This is a genomic window from Streptomyces spiramyceticus (genome assembly GCF_028807635.1).
Classification (GTDB): Bacteria; Actinomycetota; Actinomycetes; order Streptomycetales; family Streptomycetaceae; genus Streptomyces; species Streptomyces spiramyceticus.
The window spans coordinates 679,836-701,068 of the sequence record NZ_JARBAX010000001.1 but is presented as its reverse complement, the minus strand read 5'-3'; the positions used below and the strand labels follow the sequence as shown (position 1 = coordinate 701,068).

24 protein-coding genes are annotated in these 21,233 nt (G+C 68.4%); 21 read left to right on the top strand and 3 right to left on the bottom strand.

The window, feature by feature from the left end; genetic code table 11:
* Positions 1-3: 3 nt before the first annotated feature.
* Positions 4-924 (bottom strand): RecB family exonuclease, encoded by a 921-nt coding sequence (locus PXH83_RS03120; protein WP_274556346.1) that lies wholly within the window; start codon positions 922-924, stop codon positions 4-6.
* A 129-nt stretch (positions 925-1,053) separates the two neighbouring features.
* Between PXH83_RS03120 and PXH83_RS03115 the strand changes: the two genes are divergently transcribed.
* The 3 genes from PXH83_RS03115 to PXH83_RS03105 all read left to right on the top strand — a co-directional run bounded on the left by PXH83_RS03115 (position 1,054) and on the right by PXH83_RS03105 (position 4,006).
* Positions 1,054-2,301: a site-2 protease family protein gene (locus tag PXH83_RS03115; RefSeq protein ID WP_274556344.1), complete on the top strand. Its 1,248-nt coding sequence runs from the start codon at positions 1,054-1,056 to the stop codon at positions 2,299-2,301.
* A gap of 71 nt (positions 2,302-2,372) precedes the next feature.
* The gene (locus PXH83_RS03110) at positions 2,373-3,281 is read left to right on the top strand and encodes a tRNA (adenine-N1)-methyltransferase (RefSeq protein WP_214920037.1); all 909 of its coding nucleotides are present in this window, start codon (positions 2,373-2,375) and stop codon (positions 3,279-3,281) included.
* A gap of 161 nt (positions 3,282-3,442) precedes the next feature.
* Positions 3,443-4,006 (top strand): hypothetical protein, encoded by a 564-nt coding sequence (locus PXH83_RS03105; protein ID WP_274556342.1) that lies wholly within the window; start codon positions 3,443-3,445, stop codon positions 4,004-4,006.
* A gap of 4 nt (positions 4,007-4,010) precedes the next feature.
* On the opposite strand, the gene PXH83_RS03100 is transcribed toward PXH83_RS03105, so the two are convergent.
* Positions 4,011-4,331, bottom strand: a complete 321-nt coding sequence (locus PXH83_RS03100) for a ferredoxin (protein WP_274556340.1) — start codon at positions 4,329-4,331, stop codon at positions 4,011-4,013.
* Between the two features lie 242 nt (positions 4,332-4,573).
* Between PXH83_RS03100 and arc the strand changes: the two genes are divergently transcribed.
* The 5 genes from arc to prcA all read left to right on the top strand — a co-directional run bounded on the left by arc (position 4,574) and on the right by prcA (position 10,234).
* Positions 4,574-6,340 (top strand): proteasome ATPase, encoded by a 1,767-nt coding sequence (arc, locus tag PXH83_RS03095; RefSeq protein WP_274556338.1) that lies wholly within the window; start codon positions 4,574-4,576, stop codon positions 6,338-6,340.
* 247 nt (positions 6,341-6,587) lie between these two features.
* Complete coding sequence (dop, locus tag PXH83_RS03090) at positions 6,588-8,099, top strand: depupylase/deamidase Dop (protein ID WP_338054697.1); 1,512 nt, start codon at positions 6,588-6,590, stop codon at positions 8,097-8,099.
* Positions 8,100-8,219: 120 nt separating this feature from the next.
* Positions 8,220-8,438, top strand: a complete 219-nt coding sequence (locus PXH83_RS03085; protein WP_214920041.1) for a ubiquitin-like protein Pup — start codon at positions 8,220-8,222, stop codon at positions 8,436-8,438.
* Between the two features lie 168 nt (positions 8,439-8,606).
* Positions 8,607-9,452, top strand: a complete 846-nt coding sequence (prcB, locus tag PXH83_RS03080) for a proteasome subunit beta (RefSeq protein WP_274556335.1) — start codon at positions 8,607-8,609, stop codon at positions 9,450-9,452.
* A gap of 35 nt (positions 9,453-9,487) precedes the next feature.
* Positions 9,488-10,234, top strand: a complete 747-nt coding sequence (gene prcA / locus PXH83_RS03075; RefSeq protein ID WP_214920043.1) for a proteasome subunit alpha — start codon at positions 9,488-9,490, stop codon at positions 10,232-10,234.
* A gap of 56 nt (positions 10,235-10,290) precedes the next feature.
* Here the strand turns inward: prcA and PXH83_RS03070 are convergent, their stop codons facing one another.
* Positions 10,291-11,391, bottom strand: coding sequence for a LacI family DNA-binding transcriptional regulator (locus tag PXH83_RS03070; protein WP_420803108.1), 1,101 nt, complete (start codon positions 11,389-11,391; stop codon positions 10,291-10,293).
* Positions 11,392-11,455: 64 nt separating this feature from the next.
* Here PXH83_RS03070 and PXH83_RS03065 point away from each other — a divergent pair, with 64 nt between their 5' ends.
* The 13 genes from PXH83_RS03065 (at position 11,456) to tatA (ending at position 21,133) form a co-directional block, all read left to right on the top strand.
* A complete protein-coding gene (locus PXH83_RS03065; RefSeq protein ID WP_274556329.1) occupies positions 11,456-12,727 on the top strand; it encodes an MFS transporter in 1,272 nt (423 codons plus the stop codon).
* A gap of 9 nt (positions 12,728-12,736) precedes the next feature.
* Positions 12,737-14,098, top strand: a complete 1,362-nt coding sequence (pafA, locus tag PXH83_RS03060) for a Pup--protein ligase (protein WP_274556327.1) — start codon at positions 12,737-12,739, stop codon at positions 14,096-14,098.
* A 538-nt stretch (positions 14,099-14,636) separates the two neighbouring features.
* The gene (locus PXH83_RS03055; protein WP_274556325.1) at positions 14,637-15,146 is read left to right on the top strand and encodes a matrixin family metalloprotease; all 510 of its coding nucleotides are present in this window, start codon (positions 14,637-14,639) and stop codon (positions 15,144-15,146) included.
* A gap of 189 nt (positions 15,147-15,335) precedes the next feature.
* Positions 15,336-15,824 carry a hypothetical protein gene (locus PXH83_RS03050; RefSeq protein WP_274556323.1) on the top strand — a complete coding sequence of 163 codons (489 nt, stop codon included), beginning with the start codon at positions 15,336-15,338 and terminating at the stop codon, positions 15,822-15,824.
* Positions 15,825-16,016: 192 nt separating this feature from the next.
* Positions 16,017-16,280 carry a hypothetical protein gene (locus tag PXH83_RS03045; protein ID WP_274556321.1) on the top strand — a complete coding sequence of 88 codons (264 nt, stop codon included), beginning with the start codon at positions 16,017-16,019 and terminating at the stop codon, positions 16,278-16,280.
* On the top strand, positions 16,267-16,560 hold the full coding sequence (locus PXH83_RS03040) for a proteasome accessory factor PafA2 family protein (RefSeq protein ID WP_476691300.1): 294 nt from the start codon (positions 16,267-16,269) through the stop codon (positions 16,558-16,560). Before PXH83_RS03045 ends, PXH83_RS03040 begins: the two co-directional genes overlap by 14 nt.
* Positions 16,561-16,701: 141 nt before the next feature.
* Entirely contained in the window at positions 16,702-17,646 is a 945-nt protein-coding gene (locus PXH83_RS03035) for an FKBP-type peptidyl-prolyl cis-trans isomerase (protein WP_274556319.1), read from the top strand.
* Positions 17,647-17,697: 51 nt separating this feature from the next.
* A complete protein-coding gene (locus PXH83_RS03030) occupies positions 17,698-18,072 on the top strand; it encodes an FKBP-type peptidyl-prolyl cis-trans isomerase (RefSeq protein WP_274556317.1) in 375 nt (124 codons plus the stop codon).
* 116 nt (positions 18,073-18,188) lie between these two features.
* A complete protein-coding gene (locus PXH83_RS03025) occupies positions 18,189-19,145 on the top strand; it encodes a helix-turn-helix transcriptional regulator (protein WP_274556315.1) in 957 nt (318 codons plus the stop codon).
* 24 nt (positions 19,146-19,169) lie between these two features.
* The gene (locus tag PXH83_RS03020; protein ID WP_274556313.1) at positions 19,170-20,138 is read left to right on the top strand and encodes a helix-turn-helix transcriptional regulator; all 969 of its coding nucleotides are present in this window, start codon (positions 19,170-19,172) and stop codon (positions 20,136-20,138) included.
* Positions 20,139-20,152: 14 nt separating this feature from the next.
* Positions 20,153-20,407 (top strand): hypothetical protein, encoded by a 255-nt coding sequence (locus PXH83_RS03015; protein ID WP_274556311.1) that lies wholly within the window; start codon positions 20,153-20,155, stop codon positions 20,405-20,407.
* Between the two features lie 17 nt (positions 20,408-20,424).
* The gene (locus PXH83_RS03010) at positions 20,425-20,622 is read left to right on the top strand and encodes a hypothetical protein (RefSeq protein WP_274556310.1); all 198 of its coding nucleotides are present in this window, start codon (positions 20,425-20,427) and stop codon (positions 20,620-20,622) included.
* Between the two features lie 211 nt (positions 20,623-20,833).
* Positions 20,834-21,133 carry a Sec-independent protein translocase subunit TatA gene (tatA, locus tag PXH83_RS03005; RefSeq protein WP_274556308.1) on the top strand — a complete coding sequence of 100 codons (300 nt, stop codon included), beginning with the start codon at positions 20,834-20,836 and terminating at the stop codon, positions 21,131-21,133.
* Positions 21,134-21,233 lie beyond the last annotated feature (100 nt).

The following is a 21,233-nucleotide window of genomic DNA, read 5'->3' as shown; positions in this document are numbered from 1 at the left end:
TCTCTAGACCGGTCCCATTCTGCCCTGGACGTCCTCTGCCGGTTCGGCCGGGCGGTCCCTCGCGGGTTCGGCCGGGCGGTCGGACGCCGGGGCGATGCTCAGCGGATAGACCGGCGGCGTGCCGCCGAACTCCGGGCACACCGCCTGGTGATCGCACCAGCCGCACAGTTTCGTCGGACGCGGCCGCCAGTCACCCGTCTCGGTCGCTTCCTTGATCGCGTCCCACAGCGCCAGCAGCTTGCGCTCCACCCGCTCCAGGTCCGCCTCGACCGGGTCGTACGTCAGGACGTCGCCGCTGCCGAGGTACACCAGCTGCAGCCGGCGCGGCACGACGCCCTTCCACCGCCAGATCACCAGCGCGTAGAACTTCATCTGGAACAGCGCGCCCTCGGCGTACTCCGGCCGGGGCGCCTTGCCCGTCTTGTAGTCGACGATCCGCACCTCACCGGAGGGCGCCACATCGACGCGGTCGATGATGCCGCGCAGCCGCAGCCCCGACTCCAGCTCCGTCTCGACGAAGAGCTCACGCTCGGCGGGCTCCAGACGAGTGGGGTCCTCCAGGGTGAACCACCGCTCGACCAGCTCCTCGGCCTCCACCAGCCAGCGCGACAGCCGCTGGCCCTCCGGATCCTCGGCGAACAGCTCCGTCAGCTGCGGCTTCGACTCCAGCAGCCGGTCCCACTGCCCGGGCACCATCGCTCTCGCGCGCCCCGCCGTACGCTCCGCCGCCGGGTCGTCGAAGAGCCGCTCCAGCACCGCGTGCACCAGCGTGCCCCGCGTCGCCGCCGCGCTCGGCTTCTCGGGCAGCTTGTCGATCACCCGGAACCGGTACAGCAGCGGACACTGCATGAAATCGCTCGCCCGCGAAGGGGACAGCGACATGGGGCGCTGGGCGGCGTCGGCCCGACCGGGACTCGTAGTCATGACTCAAGACCCTACGGCCCGCCACTGACAGTCCTCCGCATACCATCGAGCGCAGACCCCTCTCTCGCTGCACGGCCGGGTGACCGCCCGGCGCAGCGGCGAGTGAATGCGTACCGACGAAGGGAACCCGTGAACGACAGCGGCGAGAGCGGACGGCCGCAGGCCGGCGCAGGGGGAACGGGACCCGGCGCCTCGCCCGACGGCAAGAAGCCGCAGCGCCCGCGCGAACCGGGCGGCGGCCTTCTGATGGGCCGCCCGTTCGGAGTGCCGGTCTACGTCGCGCCCAGCTGGTTCCTCGTCGCGGCGCTCATCACCTGGGTCTTCGGCGGTCAGCTCGACCGCGTACTCCCCGAGTTGGGCAACGCCCGCTATCTGGTCTCCCTCTTCTTCGCCGTCGCGTTCTACGCCTCCGTACTCGTCCACGAGCTGGCCCACACCGTCGCCGCGCTGCGCTTCAAACTGCCGGTGCGCCGCATCCAGCTCCAGTTCTTCGGCGGGGTGTCGGAGATCGAGAAGGAGTCGGAGACCCCGGGGCGCGAGTTCATCCTCGCCTTCGTCGGCCCGCTGCTCTCGCTCGTCCTCGCGGGGGTCTTCTACGCCGGCATGAGCGCGGTCGAGCCCGGCACCGTCCCCGGCGTCCTGCTGGCCGGCCTGATGATCTCCAACCTCATCGTGGCCGCCTTCAACCTGCTCCCCGGCCTGCCCCTGGACGGCGGCCGGATGCTCCGCGCCGTCGTCTGGAAGATCACCGGCAAGCCGATGAGCGGCACCGTCGCCGCCGCCTGGGTCGGCAGGGCGCTCGCCGTCGCCGTCCTCATCGGCCTCCCGCTCCTTACCCACACCGGCGCCCTCGGCAACTCCACCGAGGACATCGGCGGCATGGAGACCGTCACCGACGCGCTGCTCGCCGCCATCCTCGCCGCCATCATCTGGACCGGCGCCGGCAACAGCCTGCGCATGGCCAGGCTCCGCGAACACCTCCCCGACCTGCGCGCCCGTACGCTCACCAGGCGCGCGGTCCCCGTCGAGTCGGCCACCCCGCTCTCCGAAGCCCTGCGCCGCGCCAACGAGGCCGGCGCCCGCGCCCTGGTCGTCGTCGACAGCCAGGGCGAGCCCACCGGCCTCGTCCGCGAAGCGGCCATCGTCGGCGTCCCGGAACACCGCAGGCCCTGGGTCGCGGTGAGCGGCCTCGCACAGGACCTCAACGACGACCTGAAGGTCGCGGCCGAGCTGGCAGGCGAAGCGCTCCTGGAGCGCCTGCGGGCCGCCCCCGCCACCGAGTACCTGGTCGTGGAGGAGACGGGCGAGATCTACGGCGTCCTGTCCACCGCCGACGTGGAACGCGCCTTCGTGGCGGCCATGGCCCGCCCGCAGTAGCCGGGCCCTGGGACCCGCCCGACGGCGGGAGGGGGCGAATCGGCTCCCGAAAAGACCGGTAGGCTGGTCACATGTCCGAACCGACCGGTGCCGCCCGACGTCGCGGCCCCTTCAAGGTCGGGGATCAGGTCCAGCTCACCGACCCCAAGGGACGCCACTACACGTTCACTCTCGAGGCCGGGAAGAATTTCCACACCCACAAGGGTTCCTTCCCCCACGACGAGTTGATCGGTGCTCCCGAGGGCAGTGTTGTCCGTACCACGGGAAACGTCGCCTACCTCGCGCTGCGCCCCCTGCTCCCCGACTATGTCCTGTCCATGCCCCGCGGTGCCGCCGTGGTCTACCCCAAGGACGCGGGGCAGATCCTGGCCTTCGCCGACATCTTCGCCGGCGCCCGCGTCGTCGAAGCGGGTGTGGGCTCCGGCTCGCTGAGCAGCTTCCTGCTGCGCGCCATCGGCGACCAGGGCATGCTGCACTCCTACGAGCGCCGCGAGGACTTCGCCGAGATCGCCACGCAGAACGTGGAGCGCTACTTCGGCGGCCCGCACCCCGCCTGGCAGCTCACCGTGGGCGACCTCCAGGACAACCTGTCCGACACGGACGTCGACCGCGTGATCCTCGACATGCTGGCCCCGTGGGAGTGCCTGGACGTCGTCTCCAAGGCGCTCGTCCCCGGCGGCATCCTCTGCTGCTACGTGGCCACCACCACGCAGCTGGCCCGCACGGTCGAGTCCATCCGGGAGATCGGCTGCTTCGCCGAGCCGACCTCCTGGGAGTCGATGATCCGCAACTGGCACGTCGAGGGTCTCGCCGTGCGCCCCGACCACCGGATGATCGGCCACACCGGGTTCCTGCTCACCGCCCGCCGCCTCGCGGACGGAGTGGAGGCGCCGCTGCGCCGCCGCCGTCCCGCCAAGGGCGCGTACGGCGAGGACTACACAGGCCCCGGCAGCGAGAGCGGGTCCGCCTCCCGAGGCTGATTCTGCAACGAGCAAGCGCCGCCGCTGAGTTCCCCGACCGACCGGGGAACTCAGCGGCGGCGCTTTTCTGTTGCGGTACGGACCCCGGCGTTCCGCTCTGCTGTGACGTATGGCACGATGCTCGCCACCCCACCGGTACTGCCCCACAGGAGACAGCTCGCGTGCAGACCTCCGCCGTCCCGGACCTCGCGCACACCCGGCCCCGCCCGGTGCACTGGCTTGCCACAGCCACCGCGATGGCTGCGGTCGTCGCGGCAGCCGGCCTGCTCCAGCCCGAGGCCGCCACCGCATCCCAGTCCGCCCCCGGCGCGGGCCCGGCCAGGGTCGCAGCCGCGCCCGACGCGTCGAATGCGACGTATCCGCTGGAGTGCCGCGGCCGCGGCGTGAAGCCTGTCGTGGTCAAGAATGGCTCGGGCGATCTCGACGGCGACGGTCGGCCCGAGACCGTGGCGGTCGTGCGCTGCGCATCGGGAATCGGCACCCCGCCGAGCGGCGTCTACGTACTCACCGGCCCGGGGCGCGTCGTGGCGACGCTGGTGGACCCGGCGGACGGGCTGAGCGTCAGTGATTTCGCCGTGCGCGAAGGCGCCGTCTCGGCGACGCTGCTCGGCTATTCGTCGCCTGACGTCCCGCGCTGCTGCCCGGACAAGCAGGAGAAGGTCAAGTGGCAGTGGCAGGGCGGCAAGTTCGCCCGGGCCGTGCAGTCGGATGCGCGCAGTATGTGATCCGTCACTCTGCGTCGGGGCCGTAGACCTCTACCCTGTCCGAAACGCGGCGTACGTGGATGCAGTCGCCCGGGCACTCCTTCGCCGAGTCCACAACGTCGCGGAGAAGGGGCAGCGGTACGGGCGTTGTGGCGCCGGGGCTCTGCAACAGCTCGTCGTCGGCGCTCTTCACGTACGCCAGGCCGTCGATGTCGAGCTCGAAGACGTCGGGGGCGTACTGCACGCAGATTCCGTCGCCGGTGCAGAGGTCCTGGTCGATCCACACCTCGAGCGGGTCGCCGGTCTGCGCGCCTTCGACGGTGTGAGCCTTCTGCTGCACGGTCATTTCTCCTGCCGTTTCCTGCGCGGGTGTAGCAATTGGAGCCAGCCCTGACGGGTGTTGAACGCTTCGACGATACAACCGCCCGCTTTCCGATGTTGATGGGTGGGTATTCCCCAGAGGTGAGGGAGTACGCAAGGGTGAAGATCGGACACACCCCGACCGTCTTTGTGATCTAGGGGTTTCAACCAGCACCCGCCCAGGTAGGGTCAGGAAGCGTCCAGCTCCCCTTGGAGGAGGTGAGGACCGTGGCAGCCCACGACGACGACATCAACCGCGGCATCCGGCCGGGGCGAGGGTCTGAGGACCCCGCCGGCCAGGTTGCCTATCTCGAGCAGGAAATCGCCGTCCTGCGCCGCAAGCTCGCCGACTCTCCGCGTCACACGAGGATTCTCGAAGAGCGGATCGTCGAGCTGCAGACCAACTTGGCAGGCGTGTCCGCTCAGAACGAGCGGCTCGCCAACACGCTCCGCGAGGCCCGCGACCAGATCGTGGCCCTCAAGGAAGAAGTCGACCGGCTCGCGCAGCCGCCTGCCGGCTTCGGTGTCTTCCTCTTGGCGAATGAGGACGGCACGGCCGACATCTTCACCGGTGGCCGCAAGCTACGGGTGAACGTCAGCCCCAGCGTGGAGCTCGAAGAGCTCAGGCGTGGCCAGGAAGTCATGCTCAACGAGGCCCTCAATGTGGTCGAGGCCATGGAGTTCGAGCGTGCCGGGGAAATCGTCACCCTCAAGGAGATCCTTGAGGACGGCGAGCGAGCCCTGGTGCTCGGGCACACCGACGAGGAACGGGTGGTGCGGCTCGCCGAGCCGCTGCTGGACGCGACCATCCGCCCCGGCGACTCCCTGCTGCTCGAACCCCGCTCCGGCTACGTCTACGAGATCATCCCCAAGAGCGAGGTCGAGGAGCTCGTCCTCGAAGAGGTCCCGGACGTCGACTACACCAAGATCGGCGGCCTGGGCAACCAGATCGAGCTGATCCGCGATGCGGTCGAGCTTCCGTACCTCTACCCCGACCTCTTCAAGGAGCACGAACTGCGGCCCCCGAAGGGCATCCTGCTCTACGGTCCGCCCGGTTGCGGCAAGACGCTGATCGCGAAGGCCGTCGCCAACTCCCTTGCCAAGAAGGTCGCCGAGGTGACCGGCCAGCCCGCGGGGAAGAGCTACTTCCTCAACATCAAGGGCCCCGAGCTCCTCAACAAGTACGTCGGTGAGACCGAGCGGCACATCCGCCTCGTCTTCCAGCGTGCCCGGGAGAAGGCGAGCGAGGGTACCCCCGTCATCGTCTTCTTCGACGAGATGGAGTCCCTCTTCCGCACCCGTGGCTCCGGTGTCAGCTCGGACGTGGAGAACACCATCGTTCCGCAGCTGCTCGCCGAGATCGACGGCGTGGAGGGCCTGGAAAACGTCATCGTCATCGGCGCCTCCAACCGCGAAGACATGATCGACCCGGCGATCCTGCGGCCGGGCCGGCTCGACGTGAAGATCAAGATCGAGCGTCCGGACGCCGAGGCGGCGAAGGACATCTTCGCGAAGTACCTCACGTCCACGCTGCCGCTCCACGCGGACGACCTGTCCGAGCACAGCGGCTCCAAGGACGCCGCGGTGCACGGCATGATCCAGTCGGTCGTCGAGCAGATGTACGCGGAGTCCGAGGAGAACCGCTTCCTCGAGGTCACGTACGCCAACGGCGACAAGGAAGTCCTGTACTTCAAGGACTTCAATTCCGGCGCGATGATCCAGAACATCGTCGACCGGGCCAAGAAAATGGCCATCAAGGCCTTCCTCGACCAGAATCAGAAGGGCCTCAGGGTCTCCCACCTCCTCCAGGCTTGCGTGGACGAGTTCAAGGAGAACGAGGACCTGCCGAACACCACGAACCCGGACGACTGGGCCAGGATCTCCGGAAAGAAGGGCGAGCGGATTGTATTCATCCGCACCCTTGTCACCGGAAAGCAGGGCGCGGACACCGGACGCTCCATCGACACCGTGGCAAACACCGGGCAGTACCTGTAGAACGCAGACCGGCTGCGGGTGCCCGCACGGGCATCCGCAGCCGGTTGCTTTCTCCGGCACGGTGGCCACCACATCGACCACACAGAGCAATGACGGAATTGATCTCCCCACCAGCGCAAAGGCGTTCTAGGCTCTTCGGTACCGCCGGGTCGCGCAGTGCGGAGACGGGCACCGCACACGCACCGGAGAACCAGCGGTACTTGAGTGCCGCCCCCGTCCGGGGGCGTCGCCGGGCAAGGAGGGCCGCATGACCGTACGGCGAGTAATGGGCATCGAGACGGAGTACGGGATCTCCGTCCCCGGCCACCCGAACGCCAATGCCATGCTCACCTCATCTCAGATCGTCAACGCTTACGCGGCGGCGATGCACCGGGCGCGGCGTGCCCGGTGGGACTTCGAGGAGGAGAACCCGCTGCGGGACGCGCGAGGCTTCGACCTCGCCCGGGAAGCCGCCGACAACAGCCAGCTCACCGACGAGGACATCGGCCTCGCCAATGTCATCCTCACGAACGGCGCGCGGTTGTACGTCGACCACGCGCACCCCGAGTACAGCTCCCCGGAGGTCACCAATCCGCGGGACGCGGTCCTGTGGGACAAGGCCGGCGAGCGGATCATGGCGGAGGCCGCGATGCGCGCCGCCCAGCTGCCCGGGGCGCAGCCGATCCACCTCTACAAGAACAACACCGACAACAAGGGCGCCTCGTACGGCACGCACGAGAACTACCTGATGAAGCGGGAGACCCCGTTCTCGGACATCGTCCGCCACCTGACGCCGTTCTTCGTGTCCCGGCAGGTCGTGACCGGCGCGGGGCGCGTGGGAATCGGCCAGGACGGCCACGAGCACGGCTTCCAGCTCAGCCAGCGGGCCGACTATTTCGAGGTCGAGGTTGGCCTCGAAACCACGCTCAAGCGCCCCATCATCAACACCCGCGACGAGCCCCACTCCGACGCCGAGAAATACCGCAGGCTGCACGTCATCATCGGCGACGCGAACCTCTCCGAGATCTCGACGTACCTGAAGCTGGGCACGACGGCCCTGGTTCTCTCGATGATCGAGGACGGCTTCATCAATGTCGACCTCGCGGTCGACCAGCCCGTACGCACGCTGCACCAGGTCTCGCACGACCCGACGCTGCAGCGGCTGATCACGCTGCGCAGCGGCCGGACACTCACCGCAGTCCAGCTTCAGATGGAGTACTTCGAGCTGGCCCGCAAGTACGTCGAGGAGCGGTTCGGCGCCGACGCCGACGACCAGACGAAGGACGTCCTGACCCGCTGGGAGGACGTCCTGAACCGGCTGGAGAACGATCCGATGAGCCTGTCCGGGGAGCTGGACTGGATCGCCAAGCGGGAGCTCCTGGAGGGCTACCGCAGGCGCGACACCCTGGACTGGGACGCCGCGCGGCTCCACCTGGTCGACCTGCAGTACGCCGACGTACGCCCCGAGAAGGGCCTGTACAACCGTCTGGTGGCCCGCGGCAAGATGAAGCGGCTGCTGGACGAGAACAGGGTCGAACAGGCCCAGACGAAGCCTCCTGAGGACACCCGGGCGTATTTCCGCGGCCGCTGCCTGGAGCAGTACGCCGACGACGTCGCGGCGGCCTCCTGGGATTCGGTCATCTTCGACCTGCCGGGACGCGACTCGCTCCAGCGGGTGCCCACACTGGAACCGTTGCGCGGTACACGTAACCACGTCAAGGAGCTCCTTGACCGCTGCCGGACCGCGGAGGACCTGGTCCGCGTGCTCTCGGGCGGCTGAAAGGGGCAGCGCCGGGGAATCATGGAGGTGGGCCCCGGACGTTGTGGAAACTGCGGGGCCTTTGTCGGACCCTGCTTGTAGGGTCTGATCTTGTACGTCACACCGAGCGGGGTGAGGGATATGGCGACCAAGGACACTGACGGCGGACAGCAGAAGGCCACACGTTCCACCGAGGCGACCGAGGAGCAGGCGCAGGACGCGCAGGCTTCGGAGGACCTCAAGGAGCGCCAGGAAAAGCTGTCGGACGATGTCGACTCCGTACTGGACGAGATCGACGACGTCCTCGAAGAGAACGCCGAGGACTTCGTGCGTTCCTTTGTCCAAAAGGGCGGAGAGTAACTCCCCCCAACTTCGTTGGGGACACCCCCGGTTGTCCGTCCCGGGGCCGTGGGCCGAGGCCGGCCGCACCGGGACGGATGACCGGCGGGTGTACGGGTATGGTCCGTGCAAGTTTGAAAGATCGGCCCGGCCCGAGTGGCGGGCCGCCGCCTATCCGGAAGGAAACGCGTGGAAGCCAACCCTCGTAGCACCGGGCGTCTGCCGGCTGCCTTCCTGACGCCCGGCTCGTCGTCATTTATGGACTTCCTGGGCGACCATTTGCCCGAGATGCTGCCGGGAAAGCGCGTCCTGCCGCCCGTGAAGGGCGTCATCGAGGCGCCGCACGGCACCACCATCGTCGCCGCCTCGTTTCCCGGCGGCGTGGTGCTCGCCGGTGACCGGCGGGCCACCATGGGCAACATGATCGCTCAGCGCGACATCGAGAAGGTCTTCCCGGCCGACGAGTACTCGGCCGTGGGCATCGCGGGCACCGCGGGCCTGGCCGTGGAAATGGTCAAGCTCTTCCAGCTGGAGCTCGAACACTTCGAGAAGGTCGAGGGCGCCCAGCTCTCCCTGGAGGGCAAGGCCAACCGGCTCTCCACGATGATCCGCAGCAACCTGGGCATGGCCATGCAGGGCCTGGCCGTCGTCCCGCTCTTCGCGGGCTGGGACGTCGACCGCGAGAAGGGGCGCATCTTCTCGTACGACGTGACGGGCGGCCGGTCCGAGGAGCACGGCTTCGCGGCCACCGGTTCCGGTTCGATTTTCGCCCGCGGGTCGATGAAGAAGCTCTTCCGTGACGATCTGACGGAGCAGCAGGCGACCACTCTGGTGGTCCAGGCGCTGTACGACGCGGCCGACGACGACTCGGCGACCGGCGGCCCCGACGTGGCCCGCCGTATCTACCCGATTGTCACCGTCATCACCGAAGACGGCTTCCGGAAGCTGACCGAGGCGGAGTCCTCCGAGCTCGCCCGAGCGATCCTCGAGCGCCGGCTGGAACAGCCCGACGGCCCCCGGGCCGCGCTTCTCTGATGAATTCTCCACTGACAGAAAGGGACGGATAGCCGGTGTCGACGCCGTTCTATGTCTCACCCCAGCAGGCCATGGCCGACCGGGCGGAATACGCCCGGAAGGGCATCGCCCGCGGTCGCAGCCTTGTCGTGCTGCAGTACGCCGACGGCATCGTATTCGTCGGCGAGAACCCGTCCCGTGCGCTGCACAAGTTCAGCGAGATCTACGACCGGATCGGTTTCGCGGCCGCCGGCAAGTACAACGAGTACGAGAACCTGCGTATCGGCGGCGTCCGGTATGCCGATCTCCGTGGATACACCTATGACCGCGAAGACGTGACGGCCCGTGGGCTCGCCAACGTCTACGCGCAGACGCTGGGCACCATCTTCTCCAGTGCGGCCGAGAAGCCGTACGAGGTGGAGCTGGTCGTCGCCGAGGTCGGGGCCGAGCCCGAGGGCGACCAGATCTACCGGCTGCCGCACGACGGGTCGATCGTCGACGAGCACGGCTCGGTCGCGGTCGGCGGCAACGCGGAACAGATCAGCAGCTTCCTCGACCAGCGCCACCGCGACGGTATGACGCTGGCAGAGGCGCTCAAGCTCGCCGTGCAGGCCCTCTCGCGGGACACCAACGGCAGCGAGCGGGAGATCCCCGCCGAGCGGCTCGAGGTCGCGGTCCTGGACCGTACGAGGCCGCAGCAGCGGAAGTTCAAGCGCATCGTCGGCCGTCAGCTGTCCCGCCTGCTTGAGGCGGACGGCGACGCGGCCGCGCCGACCGAAGCGCCTTCGGACACCGAGGAGTAACGCCGCACCGCTCGTCCTGTGCCCCGGACCGCTCAGCCGGCCGGGGCACAGCCATGTCAGGCGCGGGCGGTGGAACCGCGGACGACCAGCTCCACCGGGAGGTCTCCGCCCTCGGGCTCGCGGCCGTCCAGGACGGCCAGCAGCGCCGCCATGCCCCGCTCGCCGACCTGCTCGGCGGGCAGCCGCACGGTGGTGAGCTCGGGCTCCACGGCCGTCGCGAGCGCGAGGTCGTCGAAGCCGGTGACCGAGACGTCCTCGGGCACCCGCAGGCCGAGCCGCCGTACCGCCTTGCAGGCGCCCGCGGCGAGGATGTCGTCGTCGCAGACGAGCGCGGTCGGCCGGGGCCCGGGACCGGTGAGTGCCAGTTCGGCGGCCTCCCTCGCGCTGTGTACGTCGAGGGGCGCGGGCACGGTGCGTACCTCCGCGTCCGGGGCCGCGCGCAGCGCCTCGCGGAGCGCCCCGGCCCGTACGTCGAAGGTCCAGGAGTCCACGGCCGAGGCGAGATGGACGAACCGGCGGTGGCCGAGCCCGAGCAGATGCTCCGTCACCTGCCGCATCCCGTCCGCGATGTCGAGGTTCACGTGCGCGGCGGCGCCCGGGTCCGCCGGGTCGCTGTCGAGCATCACGAGCGGCAGCCCCGCGCCCCGGATCGCGGCGAGGGCGCCGGCGGCCATGGAGGATGCGATGACACCGTCCAGCGCGGCCCGCGCCGACGCGAAGGGGTCCCTGGCGGGGCCCGTACCGTCGGGGGAGGGGTAGAGCACGACGCCGAAATCGTGCTCGGCGGCCGTGCGGGCGGCGCCCGCGTAGACCCGGGCGAAGAACTCGTTGGTGAGCGCCGGCACGACGAGCAGCGCCGTCCTGGTCCTGCCGAGCCGCAGGCTCCGGGCGGCGAGATTCGGCCGGTACCCCAGCTCCCGCGCGGCCTCTCGCACCAGACCTGCGGTGCGCTCCGAGACACGCCCGCGCCACTTGTCGCCGAGTACGAGCGACACGGTCGCCTGCGAGACCCCGGCGGCCCGGGCCACGTCCCTGCTGGTCGGCGTCCCGGAGGCCACCTCCGAAGTGGCGCCCCCGTGTGTGTCGTCCGGGCTGCTCACTCGTGCCTCCGTATTGGTGCTCACTCTCCGCGAGGTAGACCCGCGAACTGCGCTCATGGTACGTATGACGCAGGACGTTATACGTAAAACCTCGGTGCGCGCCGGGGGAGAGGGGCACGACATGGCCGCGGGATACGCGGAACTCCTCAGGACGCGGCACGCCGCGCGCCTGCTCGCAGGCACCCTGGTCGGCCGGCTGCCCAACGCCACCGCGCCGATCGCCATCGTGCTCTTCACCCGCGCCGAGGGCGGCAGCTACTCCCTGGCGGGCGGACTCGCCGCGGTGTACGGCCTCGGCAACGCCGTCGGGCAGCCGCTGCTGGGCCGTGCGGTGGACCTGTTCGGGCAGCCACGCGTTCAGCTTCCCTCCGCCGTCCTCTCCGCCCTCGGCATGGTCCTGCTCACGCTCGCCGGCATCGACCCTCTCCTGCTCGCGTACGCCGCCGTGGCCGTCGCCGGTGTCTTCACCCCGCCGCTCGAAGGCGGCCTGCGGGCCCTGTGGCCCAGCGTGCTCGGCCGCGAGGACCGGGTGCACCGGGCGTACGCTCTGGACGCGGTGGCGCAGGAGGTGATGTTCACCGTCGGTCCGTTGCTGGTCACCCTGCTCGTGTCGCTCTGGTCGCCCGCCGCCGCACTGCTCGTCATCAACGCGATAGGCGTGCTGGGTGCGCTCTCCGTCGTACTCTCCGAGCCGTCGCGGGCCTGGCGCTCGGCGCCCCGTGAGGCCCACTGGCTGGGCGCCCTGCGCTCGCAGGGCCTGCTGGCCCTCCTGGGCTCGTTCTTCTTCGTCGGCCTCGCGCTCGGCTCGATCACCGTCGCGGGAGTCGCGTACGCCGACGACCACGGCCGGGAAGCGGTGTACGGCTGGCTGATGGCGGCGCTCGGGCTCGGCGCCCTGGCCGGCGGCATGGTGTACGGCGCGCGCGAGTGGGCAGGGGTCCCCGAACGGCGGCTCCGCGTCATCGTCGCCCTGCTCGCGCTCGGCTATCTGCCGCTGATGCTCACCCCGGGGATACCCGCCATGACGGCGCTCGCCGCCCTCTCCGGAGTCTTCCTGGCGCCTGCGCTCGCCTGCGCCTTCATCGTGGTCGACAGGCATGCCCCGCGCGGCACCGTCACGGAGGCCTTCTCCTGGCTGGTCACCACCTTCGGCGTGGGCGCGGCGGTCGGAACGGGCGCCGCGGGACCGGCAGTCGAGCACGGCGGCACCGTCGCGAGCTTCGCCGTCGCCGCGGGGGCGGGAGTGGCCGCGCTGCTCGTCCTGTTGGCCACCCAGCGTGTTCTCACCATTCCCGATGCCGCTCCCCTTCCCCCCGGGTCCGGCGTAATCCCTTGCGAAAATGATCGAATCGGTGCGGCCGAACCCGGTTTCAGGACAGGCCATCAGGCGTAATGTTCAGTCATGGATCGCCGCATTTTCGGGCTGGAGAACGAGTACGGCGTCACGTGCACGTTCAGGGGACAGCGCCGACTGTCACCTGACGAAGTGGCGCGCTACCTCTTCCGCCGTGTTGTGTCATGGGGCCGCAGCAGCAATGTCTTCCTGCGGAACGGCGCCCGCCTCTACCTCGACGTGGGATCGCATCCGGAATACGCAACCCCCGAATGCGACAATGTGACCGAGCTCGTCACCCACGACAAAGCGGGCGAGCGCATTCTCGAAGGCCTGCTCGTCGACGCCGAACGCCGCCTGCACGAGGAGGGAATCGCGGGCGACGTCTATCTCTTCAAGAACAACACCGACTCTGCGGGAAACTCATACGGCTGCCACGAGAATTACCTGGTGGCCCGTCACGGAGAGTTCTCCCGGCTGGCGGACATCCTCATCCCGTTCCTCGTCACGCGCCAGCTGATCTGCGGCGCCGGCAAGGTGCTGCAGACCCCGCGTGGCGCGGTCTTCTGCGTCAGCCAGCGCGCCGAGCACATCTGGGAGGGCGTCAGCTCCGCGACCACTCGCTCCCGGCCGATCATCAACACCCGCGACGAACCGCACGCGGACGCCGAGCGCTACCGCAGGCTCCACGTCATCGTCGGCGACTCGAACATGTCCGAGACGACCATGCTGCTCAAGGTCGGCGCCACCGACCTCGTACTGCGCATGATCGAGGCGGGCACGGTCATGCGCGACCTCACCCTGGAGAACCCGATCAGGGCCATCCGTGAGGTCAGCCACGACACCACCGGGCAGCGCAAGGTGCGCCTGGCCAGCGGGCGCGAGGCGTCCGCCATAGAGGTACAGCGCGAGTACTACGAAAAGGCTGTCGACTTCGTGGACCGCCGCGGTATCCGTACGGGCATCGTCGAACAGGTCCTCGAACTGTGGGGCCGTTCGCTCGACGCGATCGAGGCCGAGGACCTCGACCGGATCGGCACCGAGATCGACTGGGTCATGAAGTACAAGCTCATCGAGCGGTACCGGGCCAAGCACAACATGACCATGTCGCATCCCCGGGTCGCGCAGATAGACCTCGCGTATCACGACATTCACCGCCGGCGCGGGCTCTACTACCTGCTGGAGAAGAAGGGGCAAGCCGCCCGTATCTGCAACGACTTGAAAATCTTCGAGGGCAAGTCGGTGCCGCCGCAGACCACCAGGGCGCGGCTGCGCGGCGACTTCATCCGAAGAGCTCAGGAGCAGCGGCGGGACTTCACCGTCGACTGGGTGCACCTCAAGCTCAACGACCAGGCGCAGCGCACGGTGTTGTGCAAAGACCCCTTCCGTTCGGTGGACGACCGGGTGGAGAAACTCATCGCCGGTATGTGAGCCGACGGGGTGGCAGCGGCCGCCCGGTGTCCGGGGGCTCTTTCCGTCCCCGCACACCGGGCGGCCTTTTGCGTGAGAGACATGTCACGCACTGTGAGTGTGCTGCGGATGGGCGGAATGTCGCATTCCTCGAGGGGGTCGACGGAGGCGCTGTGATTCAAAGGCACTAATGACTCAAACCGGACTATGGATCTCTAGCACGGCGCACGGCTCGGCGTGCGGATCGGCGCGCGGCACTTTCCCGTCGGGGTGCGCCGGACGAGTTGGGTCCAAGGGGGTCGTTGTTAGTGTCGCCGCACCGCCAGTTCGCTTGCCTCGTAGGGGGGTTCGGGGTACTCGCCCTCACGTCTCAGGTAGTCGAACGGACGGGAATCGATCCGACCGAGCAGGGGGAACAATGCGAACCACTCGAATACCCGTTCGACCTGTAGTTAAGGGGGGACGGAAAGCGCTCGTTCTCGGCGTGGCCGGGACCGTACTCGCCACAGGCCTCGTAGGAATCGCGGCATCACCTGCGTCGGCCTACTGCAGAACCGGGATGGTGAAGTGGAAGACTTCCGGAACCAAGCAGCTGGCCGCGAAGGCTAACTTCCCGCGCAACCTCAGGAACGGCCTCAAGGGCGGCCTGACTCAGTGGAACCGCAGTGGCTCCGGGCTGCGCTATGCCGCTCCCACATACACGAGCGGATGGCAGGTCTACGCCTTCCGCGCGTCCCACAGCTACAGCCAGCTCATGGGAGTTTCGCCCGGCGTGGCCTTGACGAACGTCAGCCGCGGTCGACACACGGGTGGAGCGCTCATCCTTTCCAACAGGTTCACATGGGTGAATGGCAGCCAGAACATCAATGCCAAAAGAGCCGACGTTCAGACCGTCGTCGTGCACGAGGTAGGCCACTTCACTGGCCTCGCACACCCGTGGCCGGACCACTGCTCCGATCACACGCCCTACACCGCGGCCGAGAAGAAATCGGTCATGACCACCATCATCACTGGTACCCGACGCAAGCTCAACAGTGACGATGTTGCTGGCGTCAAGGCCCTTTACTGAGCGGGGGAGACGAATATGAATGATGTGAGGCGCTTGCGGGCCCACGTGGGTGCAGCGACGGTTCTCGCGGTCGTGGCCCTGAGTATCTCTGCGTGCTCCGGAGCGGGTAATTCGACCGGGGCCGCCGCCCCGAAGGTCGATTCTGGGAAAGCCTCCGCGGCCCGGGTCATCGAAGGACACTCCTACAAGGTGGACAGCAACCCCACTGCCGCGGTTGCGTTCCCGCTGAACGACAACGTGTTCGAGGGGGCCGTCGTCTCGCGACGCCCCGATGTGCATGTGATCGACAAGCTCGACGATGGGTCCACGTTCGAGGCCGTCTACACCCCGATCGTCGTGCGCGTGGACAGGGTCCACAAGGGCGGTCTGAAGGCCGGTTCAGAAATCGTGTTGCGCTCCATGGGCGGCGTCGCGGACGGTGTGAAGTACGTGACCGAGGAGGCTCCGGCCAAGGGCACCTTCGCCAAGGGCCACAAGCTTCTCGTCTTCGCCGGCAGTCAGGAAGCGGTGGACTCGGAGTCCACCGCGGCCGTCACGCCGCACTTCGTGTACCTGGAGTCGGGCACGTATCTCGTGGACGCGACCTACGCCTCCGGCACGGCGGACGACAGTCCGGCCAGTCGGCTGAGCAAGGCGGAATTCAAGGTCAAGCTCCGCTCGCTGAAGGCCTCTTCCTGACGATCCATCCCGCATTTCCCGCTCGTACCGGTCTCATACGACCGACTGCGGGCGGCTCGTGAACCGTGGTCCGCCCCCGGCCCCGCCAGTGCGGGGCCGGACCATTCTTTGACGTGAATGATCGATGGCTGAGCCGACGGCACACCGTAGAGTGCCCGCCATTTCCCATGGCCTCGACTCCCAGTCGGACTGATGAACTGCAACACCAAGCGACGTATCGCCTCCCTGCTGGCCGTGCCCGCCCTGCTGTTCACCGGCGCGTGTGGGTCCGATTCGCCCAACGACTCGGCAGCGGGTGTGGCCGAGGTCAAGGGGAGGTTCGGGGACAAGGCCGAGGTCTCCGTGTCCAAGAACTCAAAGCCTGCTGACAAGACCGTAGTCAAGACCGTCTCCCAGGGCAGCGGGCCGGAGATCAAGAAGGGCGACTTCGTCCGGATGGACTATTCCGTTTGTTAGTACTACGAAAAGGCTGTCGACTTCGTGGACCGCCGCGGCATTCGTACGGGCACGGTCGAACAGGTCCTCGAACATCTTCGAGGGCAAGTCGGTGCCGCCGCAGACCACCAGGGCGCGGCTGCGCGGCGACTTCATCCGTAGAGCTCAGGAGCAGCGGCGGGACTTCACCGTCGACTGGGTGCACCTGAAGCTCAACGACCAGGCGCAGCGCACCGTCTTGTGCAAAGACCCCTTCCGGTCGGTGGATGACCGGGTGGAGAAACTCATCGCCGGTATGTGATCCGGTATGTGAGCTGTCGGTTCCGGATCTCTCCGGTCTCTGCGGGAACGCGGCTCGGGCCTCGCACGTTCCTCGTGCGGGGCCCGAGCCACGCCTTAGAGTGGCGGGCGACTACTGTGCCGTCTGAGATCTGAGGAACACGTGCGCCGACTTGCCGGCCTACTTGTCGTCCCCCTGCTGCTGCTCTCGACAGCGGCGTGCGGCAATGATGACAAGGGCTCCGACTCCACCTCGTCAAAGAATGGACTGCCGGCGATCACCGCGGGCGCCAAGTTCGGCGAGAAGCCCACCCTGGCCAAGGGCGAGGGCGATCCGCCCAAGGAACTCAAGGTCAATGTCGTCAGCGAGGGCAAGGGCCAGAAGCTCAAGAAGGGCGACCAGGCCCAGGTCGACTACCTCGGACAGGCCTGGGACTCCGACAAGCCGTTCGACAACAGTTTCGACCGAGGTGAGCCGTATCCGGTGACCATCGGTGGCGGCGGTGTCATCCCGGGCTGGCAGAAGGCACTGGACGGCCAGAAGGTCGGCAGCCGCCTGCAGGTGTCGATCCCGCCGGAACTCGGCTACGGCGCGCAGGGCCAGCAACCGTCGATCAAGCCCAACGCCACGCTCGTCTTCGTGATGGACATCGTGAAGGCCAAGAGCATCCCCGTCTCCGCCAAGGGCACCGAGGTCGCGCAGGACAACATCGATCTGCCCAAGGTCGGCACGAATGCCGACGGCAAGGCGCCGAAGGTCACGGTGCCGGAGAAGTCCGACCCGCCGAAGAAGCTCGTCTCCTCCTACGTGCTGGAGAGCGACGGCGCGAAGGTGAAAGACACCGACACCGTGACCGTCGCCTACCAGGGCCTGATCTGGAAGGGCGCCAAGCTGTTCGATAGTACGTACGCCCAGGGCACGACCCAGCAGTTCGCGCTGCCGCAGGTCACGGTCAAGGGTCTCAAGGACGGTCTGATCGGCAAGAAGGTCGGCAGCCGCGTCCTCCTCGTCATCCCGCCGGACCAGGCTTTCGGTGACAAGAAGCAGGACGCCATCCCCGCCAACTCGACGCTGGTCTTCCAGGTGGACATCCTCGCCGTGATGTAAGGATGCGAGACTGTCCAGGTTGCCCAGTTCGTAGTTAAGAGGAGCATTTCAGTGAGCATCGAGAAGCCCGAGGTCGACTTCCCGGGTGGCGAGCCGCCGAAGGATCTGGAGATCGAGGACATCTGGGAGGGCGACGGCGCGGTGGCCAAGGCCGGCGACTTCGTCAAGGTCCACTACGTGGGTGTGGCCTTCTCCACGGGCGAGGAGTTCGACGCGTCCTGGAACCGCGGCAACCCGCTGGAGTTCAAGCTCGGCGCCGGCCAGGTCATCTCCGGCTGGGACGAGGGCGTGCAGGGCATGAAGGTCGGCGGCCGTCGCCGGCTGACCATCCCCGCGCACCTCGCGTACGGCGACCGTGGCGCCGGTGGCGGCGTCATCGCCCCGGGCGAGACGCTGATCTTCGTCTGCGACCTCGTCGCGGTCTGATCCGGCTCCAGCAGCACAGTACGAGGGCCCGTGCCGAACGGCATGGGCCCTCGGCTTTTGCCGCGACACCCCCGGGCGGTACGGTCAAGGGTCGTAGAGCAAGAGAGAGGGTGCCGATGGCGATTGCCAAGGCCGAACGGTTGATGAATCTGGCGCTTTGCCTGCTCGGGACCCGGCGCCCGCTCAGCAAGCGGGAACTCCGGGGGTCCATTGAGGCCTACCTGGAAGCCGGCAGCGACGATTCCTTCAACCGGATGTTCGAGCGCGACAAGGATGATCTGCGCGAACTCGGTCTGGTCATCGAAACCGTCGAAAACCTCGACGGCGACGCCGGCTATCTGGCCCGCCGTGACAGCAACCGGCTCCCCGCCATCACTCTGGACGCCGAGGAGGCCGCCGCCCTCGGCCTCGCCGCCAAGGTCTGGCAGCAGGCCCGCCTCGCCGGAGCCGCCAGCGGCGCCCTGCAGAAACTGCGCGCCGCCGGGATGCCGGAGGCGGAGGACCCGTTCGAAGGTCACCAGAGCGCCCTCGAACCCCGGATCCCCGTGCACGAGACGGCGTTCGAGCCGCTGATGCTGGCCTGCCGCGACCGCCGCCCCGTCGTCTTCGACTATCGCAAGGGAAACGCCGCCCGTCCCGAGACCCGGCAGGTCGAGCCATGGACGCTGGAGTGCTGGCGCGGCCACTGGTATCTCGCGGGCTGGGACCGGGACCGGGGCGCCGAGCGCGTCTTCCGGCTCTCCCGGATCACCGGCAAGGTCCGCTCCCGCACCGGTTCCTTCACGGCCGAGGTGCCGGACGTCGTGACCGTACGCGAGACCGTGGAGAGCTGGGCCGGCGAGACCGCGACCCGCAGCGCCCTGATCAAGCTGCGCCAGGGCTCCGGCTATCCGCTTCGGGCCAGGGCCACGGCCGTACGGGACCTGGGCGATGGCTGGGACGAGCTGGCGATTCCGTACGGGCACGGGCTCGACGCCTGGCTCGTCGAGCTCGGCCCCGAGATCGTCGTACTGGAGCCCGCTGATCTGCGGGCGGACGTCGTGGACCGGCTGCGCGCCGTGGCCAAGGACTGAGAAGGACTCGAGGAAGCAGCCTTCATGGCCACGAACGCGATCGACCAGACCCGGCGGATGCTCTCCCTGGTGACGTATCTGCGCGAGCGCCCCGGCGCGCACGTCAGTGATGTCGCCCGGGCCTTCGGGATCACCGAGGACGAGCTGATCTCCGACCTCGACGTCCTGCCCATGTGCGGTACGAGCTTCCGCGGCGGCGACCTCCTCGACATCGACACCGACGGGGACAGGATCTGGTGGCGCAATGCGGATGCCTCCGGCACGAGCACAGCGGCGCCGCTGCGGCTCGCCGCCGACGAGGCCACCGCGCTGCTCGTAGCCGCCCGGGCCGTTTCCACCCTCCCCGGCCTGCGCGAGGGCGACCGGCAGGCGCTCCTGCGGGCCACGGCCAAGCTGGAGGCCGCGGCGGGCGAGGTGGCGGGTGCCAGCTCCCGGCTCTCGGTGACCTTCGAGTCCGAGGGCGGTGTCTTCGCCGACGTCGACCGGGCGATCTCGGAGCGGCGCAGGCTGTGGCTGCGGTACTACTCCCCGGCGCGTGACGAGCTGACCGAGCGCGAGGTCGACCCGATCCGGCTGTTCGCGGTCGGCCATACGTACATGGAGGCCTGGTGCAGGCTCTCCGAGGCGCGGCGTACGTTCCGCCTGGACCGGGTCGCCGAGATCAAGCTGCTCGACGAGCCGTCCTCACCGCCGGAGATCGAGCTGCGGGATCTGTCGGAGGGACTGGTCCAGCCCTCGGCGGACGATCCCGAGGTCGTGGTGGAGGTCGGCCCCGGTGGCCGCTGGGTCGCCGAGTACTACCCGCACGACAGTGCCGAGGAGCTGCCCGACGGCGGCCTGCGGATCACGCTGCGCACGCCCGATCCGGCCTCGCTGCGGCGGCTCGCCCTGCGGCTCGGCGGGGACGGGCACATCGTGTCGCCACGGGATCTTGCGGTCAGCGCGCGTGAGGCGGCCCGCGAGGCCCTTGAGGCGTACGAGAGCCAGGCGTAAGGAGATTGATGGATATGTCGCTATTGCCCGGTATTCCCACTCAAGTGGGCCCGGTCCTCTTCAAAGCGGCCTGCCCGGACTGCGGCGCCCGCTTCGAACTGTCCGCGGGGGCGCTGCGGTTGGCGATCGGCGCCAGCCGCCGTACGACCTTCTACTCCTTCACCTGCCCCGAGTGCGAGGCGGCGGTGCGCAAGCCGGCAGGCGAGCGGATCGTTGAACTGCTCACAGGCGGCGGCGTGCGGACGCTGCGCCTCCACTCCACCGTCTGACCGTCTAGGCTCTGCGCATGCTCTGGCCGATGCTCGCAATTGCTCTGGGTTTCTGTGGTCTCGCCGTACTCGGCGTCCTGGCGGTCAGGGTTTTCACTGAAGTCCAGCGCCTCGGACGCCAAGTCGCGCACACCTCACGGGAGATCAACCAGGCCGCGGAGAACCTGGAGCGCGCGGCGGAAGACCTGGCGCGCACTGGCGAAGCGTTGCGGTAGGAAGCGCGGCCTCCGCCGCGAGCCGTCCGGACGGTACGCTGCTGAAAGCGGTCTCTGGAGCGAGGCGCGGGCCGCAATCCGGTGTACGCACGGGCATTGCCCTGCGTTTACTCCTACGGGTTACGATCGCTGCGAGCGCGGCGACCGGACAAATGTCCGGCCGGTCGGGCCATCAGACTCCCTGTCGCCTCGGTGAAGAAGGTAAAAAGCTATGGGTAGGCTCGGCCCCACCGAGATCATTCTCATCCTCGTCATCATCATCCTGCTGTTCGGTGCCAAGAAGCTTCCGGACATGGCTCGTTCGCTGGGCAAGTCGGCCCGCATCCTCAAGAGCGAGGCCAAGGCGATGAAGAAGGACGACGACCAGAGCGCTCCCGCCGACCCGCCGCCGCACGTGACGGGCGTCGCCCAGGACCAGGCCACACCCGCGCCGCGCACGATCAAGGCAGCTCCGGGTGACGTGACGAGCTCGCGCCCCGTTGCCGAGCCGACCGACACGACCAAGCGCTGACACCTGGGCCGCCGCAGGCACCGCGAAGAACGGTGACCGCCTGCCGCACGAGATGAGGACGTGGGTTGCTCAAGTCTGCCCCCAAACTGGAGAAGGACCC

Bases quoted from the DNA above. Each gene is read 5' to 3' on its own strand.
- PXH83_RS03120 (WP_274556346.1), bottom strand. From the start codon at position 924: ATGACTACGAGTCCCGGTCGGGCCGACGCCGCCCAGCGCCCCATGTCG.
- PXH83_RS03110 (WP_214920037.1), top strand. From the start codon at position 2,373: ATGTCCGAACCGACCGGTGCCGCCCGACGTCGCGGCCCCTTCAAGGTC.
- PXH83_RS03100 (WP_274556340.1), bottom strand. From the start codon at position 4,331: ATGACCGTGCAGCAGAAGGCTCACACCGTCGAAGGCGCGCAGACCGGC.
- dop (WP_338054697.1), top strand. From the start codon at position 6,588: ATGACCGTACGGCGAGTAATGGGCATCGAGACGGAGTACGGGATCTCC.
- PXH83_RS03085 (WP_214920041.1), top strand. From the start codon at position 8,220: ATGGCGACCAAGGACACTGACGGCGGACAGCAGAAGGCCACACGTTCC.
- PXH83_RS03070 (WP_420803108.1), bottom strand. From the start codon at position 11,391: ATGAGCGCAGTTCGCGGGTCTACCTCGCGGAGAGTGAGCACCAATACG.
- PXH83_RS03065 (WP_274556329.1), top strand. From the start codon at position 11,456: ATGGCCGCGGGATACGCGGAACTCCTCAGGACGCGGCACGCCGCGCGC.
- pafA (WP_274556327.1), top strand. From the start codon at position 12,737: ATGGATCGCCGCATTTTCGGGCTGGAGAACGAGTACGGCGTCACGTGC.
- PXH83_RS03055 (WP_274556325.1), top strand. From the start codon at position 14,637: ATGGTGAAGTGGAAGACTTCCGGAACCAAGCAGCTGGCCGCGAAGGCT.
- PXH83_RS03045 (WP_274556321.1), top strand. From the start codon at position 16,017: ATGAACTGCAACACCAAGCGACGTATCGCCTCCCTGCTGGCCGTGCCC.
- PXH83_RS03025 (WP_274556315.1), top strand. From the start codon at position 18,189: ATGGCGATTGCCAAGGCCGAACGGTTGATGAATCTGGCGCTTTGCCTG.
- PXH83_RS03020 (WP_274556313.1), top strand. From the start codon at position 19,170: ATGGCCACGAACGCGATCGACCAGACCCGGCGGATGCTCTCCCTGGTG.
- PXH83_RS03015 (WP_274556311.1), top strand. From the start codon at position 20,153: ATGTCGCTATTGCCCGGTATTCCCACTCAAGTGGGCCCGGTCCTCTTC.
- PXH83_RS03010 (WP_274556310.1), top strand. From the start codon at position 20,425: ATGCTCTGGCCGATGCTCGCAATTGCTCTGGGTTTCTGTGGTCTCGCC.
- tatA (WP_274556308.1), top strand. From the start codon at position 20,834: ATGGGTAGGCTCGGCCCCACCGAGATCATTCTCATCCTCGTCATCATC.